Origin of the sequence: Arenimonas sp., assembly GCF_019459675.1 — a bacterium.
Classification (GTDB): domain Bacteria; phylum Pseudomonadota; class Gammaproteobacteria; order Xanthomonadales; family Xanthomonadaceae; genus Arenimonas.
The window spans coordinates 1-4,539 of the sequence record NZ_JAIBFH010000096.1 but is presented as its reverse complement, the minus strand read 5'-3'; the positions used below and the strand labels follow the sequence as shown (position 1 = coordinate 4,539).

Here is a 4,539-nt window from a genome sequence, read left to right as displayed (position 1 = left end):
GATGCCGGGCTCGAGGGCGGCGTCGGCGGGCAGCGACAGCACGGCGATGCCGCCGGCCGGCATGCCGCGGAAATCGCCCGACTGGCCCGAGCTGAGCAGCGCGGCCAGCTGTTCAAAGCCCGGGTTGTGGCCCACCAGCAGAAGGCGGGGGACATCGCGGTTCTCGTCCACCACCTGCATCAGGCGGCCGGGCGTAGCGTCGTAGATGCGGATTTCCTGCCGCGTCTCGATGAAGCCCAGGGCCGCCATGGCCTGTTCAGTGGTTTCGCGGGTGCGGCGCGCCGACGAACAGACGACGCGGTCGGGGGTGTAGCCGTTGTCCTTGAGCCAGCGGCCGGCGGCCTCGGCCTCGGCCTGGCCCTGCGCGGACAGCGGGCGGTCGAAGTCTTCCTGGCCCGGGGCGGGCGGTTCAGCGTGGGCGTGGCGGAGCAGGATCAGTTCGCGCATGGCAATCCTTGGCGGCGGGAAGGGGCGTGCAGGTCAGAGCGATTTCTTCAGCCAGCGCAGCAGCGGCGCCCAGTCCTCCTGGTGGCTGCGGATCTGTTCGGAGTGGTAGTCGAACAGGCTCTTGCCCAGGGCGGCCATCAGCACGTAGGCCTGGGTGTCGCGCAGTTCGCCCACCACCGGGTAGGGCCAGGACTTGAGCTGGGCCACGGCCTGCTGGGACGCGCTGGTCCAGGGCTTGAGGCGGTTGGCCAGGATGCCCACCGGCAGCTTGCCTTTCTTCACGCGCGGATGCGCCACCAGGGTGTTGAGGAAGGGCACGGTGGCCTCGAGGTCGATGGCCGAAGGCAGCACGGGCACGATGACGGCGTCGGCCATGTCCAGGAACGCGACCAGGTCTTCGCCCATCGCGCCGGCCGGGGCGTCCACCACCAGGCGCTGGATGCCTTCGGGCAGCGACTTGTCCCAGCCCCGGCGGGTGCCGTCCAGCGGCAGCACGGCGGATTCGAGGTGGGCGCGCTTCTCGCACCAGTGGGTGGCCGATTTCTGTTTATCGGCGTCCAGGATGGCGGTGGCCTTGCCTTCCACGGCGAAGTAGGCGGCAAGGTTGGTGGACACCGTGGACTTGCCGGCGCCTCCCTTGGAACTGGCGACCAGGATCGTGCGCATGGCGTACCTCCGCGACGAAAGAGACCTCACTCTAACCCGGCTTGCGCAGCCTGAGGAAGGCGACCGAGCAGAAACTCTAATGCGGTGTGTGACCTTGGGGTTGAACCCGTTCACGGCGCTTTCGCGCACTGTCCCTTGGGTCCCACATGCCACCAGCGGAGGGCGCATGCCTGCACCCCCGGTCCCGGGCCTGCATTCCCCGGATTTCGAGCGCGACAGCTGCGGTTTCGGGCTGATCGCCAACCTCGACGACCGTCCCGACCGCGGGTTGGTGGACGCGGGCCTGCGCGCGCTGGCGCGGCTGACGCACCGCGGCGCGGTGGGTTCGGACGGCCTGAGCGGCGACGGCTGCGGGCTGCTGCTGCGGCGTCCGCAGGCGTTCCTGGCGGCGGTGGCCGCCGAGGCGGGACTGTCTTTCGCCGAAAACGACGCCTGCGGCACCGTGTTCCTGCCCTTGGATGCAGAGGCGGCCAGCGCGGCCCGCGGCGCGCTCGGAGCGGCGCTGATGGCGCGCGGGCTCACGGTGTCGGGCTGGCGCGAAGTGCCGGTGTCGCGCGCCGACTGCGGCGCCATTGCGCTGCGCAGCCTGCCGCGGATTGAACAGGTGTTCGTTCAACCCGCCGCCGGAATGCAGGGCGCGGCGTTCGAACGCGCGCTGTTCCTGGCGCGGCGTGCGGCGGAACAGCAGCTCGAAGGCGAACCCGAATTCTATGTGGTCACGCTGTCGGCGGTCACGCTGGGCTACAAGGCGATGGTGCTGCCCGATGCGCTGGCCAGCGTCTTCCCCGACCTGGCGCGGCCCGAGTTGGCATCGTCGGTGGTGGTGTTCCACCAGCGTTTCTCCACCAACACCGCGCCGGCGTGGAAGCTGGCCCAGCCGTTCCGGCTGCTGGCGCACAACGGCGAAATCAACACCATCGAAGGCAACCGGCACTGGGCCCGCGCCCGCGCCGCGCACTGGCACTCGGCCGAGCTGGACCTGGCGGCGCTGACGCCGCTGGTGAGCGAGCACGGCTCGGATTCGCAGAGCCTGGACAACATGCTGGAGCTGCTGCTGGCCGGCGGCATGGACCTGCTGCAGGCCATCCGCATCCTGGTGCCGCCGGCCACCGCGTCGCTGGAATACAAAGACCCGGACCTGGCGGCGTTCTACGAATACTACGGCCTGTCGTTGGACCCCTGGGACGGCCCGGCCGGCATCGTGATGTGCGACGCGCGCTTCGCCGCCTGCACCCTGGACCGCAACGGCCTGCGCCCGGCGCGCTGGCTGCTGACCGCCGACCGCACCCTGGTGGTGGCGTCGGAAACGGGCGTCTACGACGTGCGCGACGAGGACGTGGTCGCCAAGGGCAAGCTTGGGCCCGGCGAGATGCTGGCGGTGGACCTGCAGCGCGGCGTGCTGCTGGACACCGACGCCATCGACGCCATCAACAAGACGCGCGCGCCGTTCAAGGCCTGGCTCAAGCAGGGCGTCACCTACCTCAGCACCAGCCTGGTGGACCCGTCGCTGGCGGCCGAGCCCTTTGACGCACATACGCTGCGGCGCTTCCAGAAATACTTCCAGCTCAGCCGCGAAGAGCGCGAGGCCGAGCTGCGCGTGCTGGCCGAAACCGAACAGGAAGCCACCGGTTCGATGGGCGACGACACGCCGGTGGCCGTGCTGTCGCGCCAGGTGCGTCCGGTGTACGACTATTTCCGCCAGGCTTTCGCGCAGGTCACCAACCCGCCCATCGACCCGCTGCGCGAACAGGTGGTGATGTCGCTCAGCACGCAGCTGGGCCCCGAAGGCAATGTGTTCGAGGCAAGTGCAGGCAACGCCGTGCAGGTGATGCTGAATTCGCCGGTGCTCAGCCAGCGCAAGCTGCGCCAGCTGCTGTCGCTGCCGCAGTTCGCCGGCGCGAACGTGCTGCTGCCGATGTATTTCGGCGCCGACCGGTCGCTGGCGGACGCGCTGCGCCAGATGTGCACGCAGGCCGAGGCGGCCGTGCGCGCCGGCGCGGTGATCGTGCTGCTGAGCGACCGCTATCCCGAGCGCGGGCTGGCGGCCGTGCCTGCGCTGTTGGCTACGGGCGCCGTGCACCACCACCTGGTGGCCACCGGGCTGCGCTGCCGCGCCAACCTGGTGATCGAAACCGGCAGTGCCCGCGACGCGCACCAGATGGCCTGCCTGATCGGCGTGGGCGCCACGGCGGTGTATCCCTACCTGGCGTACCAGACGCTGTCCGCGCTGGGCAAGGCCGGCATCGTCGACGGCAAGCAGGGCAACGAGCCGGCCGAACTGGGCCGCAGCTACCGCCGCGGCATCAAGAAGGGGCTGCTGAAAATCATTTCCAAGATGGGCATCAGCACCATCGCCAGCTACCGCGCCGCGCAGCTGTTTGAAATCGTCGGCCTGGCCGATGAAGTGGTGGCGCTGTGCTTCCCGGGCATGGTGAGCCGGCTGCAGGGCGCGGGCTTCGCCGAGCTGGAGGACGAAGCGCGACAGCTGGCCGCGCGCGCCTGGATGGACCTGGAGGACATCGAGCCGGGCGGCCGCCACAAGCTGATGGTCGGCGGCGAATACCACATGTACAACCCGGACGTGATCGCCAGCCTGCAGTGCGCCGTGCGCAGCGGCGACGAGGCCGACTACCGCGTGTACGCCGACCACGTGGACGCGCGTCCCGCGTCCGCGCTGCGCGACCTGCTGCGGCTGCGTGAGAACGTGGCGCCGATCGCGCTTGAAGACGTAGAGCCGGCCGAGGCCATCCTGGCGCGCTTTGATTCGGCCGGCATGTCGCTGGGCGCGCTTTCCCCGGAAGCGCACGAGGCGCTGGCCACCGCGATGAACCGCCTGGGCGGCCGCAGCAATTCGGGCGAAGGCGGCGAAGACCCGGCGCGCCATGGCACCGAGAAGCGCAGCAAGATCAAGCAGGTGGCCTCGGGCCGCTTCGGCGTCACGCCCGAATACCTGGTGAACGCCGAAGTGCTGCAGATCAAGATCGCCCAGGGTGCCAAGCCCGGCGAAGGCGGCCAGCTGCCGGGCCACAAGGTCAACGCGATGATCGCGGCGCTGCGCTACGCCAAGCCCGGCATCGGCCTGATTTCGCCGCCGCCGCACCACGACATCTATTCCATCGAAGACCTGGCCCAGCTGATCTTCGACCTCAAGGAAGTCAACCCCGCCGCGCTGGTGTCGGTGAAGCTGGTGTCGCACGCCGGCATCGGCACCATCGCGGCCGGCGTGGTGAAGGCCTATGCCGACCTCATCACCGTGTCGGGCCACGACGGCGGCACCGGCGCCTCGCCCATCTCGTCCATCCACCACGCCGGCACGCCCTGGGAAATGGGCCTGGCGGAAGTGCAGCAGACGCTTCGCCTGAACGACCTGCGCCACCAGGTGCGGGTGAAGGCCGACGGCGGCCTCAAGACCGGGCTGGACGTGGT

The 4,539-nt window shown here is 69.8% G+C and carries 3 protein-coding genes; 1 reads left to right on the top strand and 2 read right to left on the bottom strand.

The annotated features are described in order from the left end of the window. Together K0M70_RS03590 and K0M70_RS03585 are read right to left on the bottom strand one after the other, a co-directional pair. The coding region (locus K0M70_RS03590) for a histidine phosphatase family protein (protein ID WP_290779401.1) at positions 1 to 447 on the bottom strand (447 nt) is incomplete at its 3' end. A 33-nt stretch (positions 448 to 480) separates the two neighbouring features. Then, a complete protein-coding gene (locus K0M70_RS03585) occupies positions 481 to 1,113 on the bottom strand; it encodes a ParA family protein (protein WP_290779400.1) in 633 nt (210 codons plus the stop codon). Positions 1,114 to 1,279: 166 nt separating this feature from the next. On the opposite strand from K0M70_RS03585, the gene gltB reads away from it, so the two are divergent. After that, on the top strand, positions 1,280 to 4,539 hold a 3,260-nt coding region (gene gltB / locus K0M70_RS03580), incomplete at its 3' end, for a glutamate synthase large subunit (protein ID WP_290779398.1).

Bases quoted from the DNA above. Each gene is read 5' to 3' on its own strand.
- K0M70_RS03585 (WP_290779400.1), bottom strand. From the start codon at position 1,113: ATGCGCACGATCCTGGTCGCCAGTTCCAAGGGAGGCGCCGGCAAGTCC.